Annotated in this window: 1 protein-coding gene and 1 pseudogene; one reads left to right on the top strand and one right to left on the bottom strand. The window is 33.8% G+C overall.

The window, feature by feature from the left end; all coding sequences use genetic code 11:
• On the top strand, positions 1-204 hold a 204-nt coding region (locus OZJ21_RS09695; RefSeq protein ID WP_442916320.1), incomplete at its 5' end, for a hypothetical protein.
• Here OZJ21_RS09695 and OZJ21_RS09690 read toward each other — a convergent pair.
• Positions 173-358, bottom strand: a pseudogene (locus OZJ21_RS09690) (glycosyltransferase family 2 protein); the annotation flags it as partial. The gene OZJ21_RS09695 and the pseudogene OZJ21_RS09690 sit on opposite strands and share 32 nt — an antisense overlap.

Genomic DNA, 358 nt, shown 5'->3' with positions numbered 1-358 from the left:
GATGAACTTGTACTCAAGGATTCACTCAAGCTGCTTGATGTACTTAAGCTTTCACTCAAGGATGAACTTGTACTCAAGGATTCACTTAATGAACTTGATGTGCTTAGGCTTTCACTTAGTGAGGAGCTTGTACTCAAGGATTCACTCAACGAACTTGATGTACTTAAGCTTTCACTCCTTTATTTTCTTGATGAATTAACTTAAAACGATTATCTTTAGCTACATATTCTTGGCAAATACTAAAGGAATTATCAGTCGAACCATCATCTACCATAATTACTTCAAAATCAGTAAATGTTTGTTCCATAATTGAATTTAGACATTGTCTCAAGTATTCTTCGACATTATAAACAGGAAC

Origin of the sequence: Ligilactobacillus sp. UO.C109, assembly GCF_026847815.1 — a bacterium.
Taxonomy (GTDB): Bacteria; Bacillota; Bacilli; order Lactobacillales; family Lactobacillaceae; genus Ligilactobacillus; species Ligilactobacillus salivarius.
This window is presented reverse-complemented; position numbering and strand designations above follow the sequence as displayed.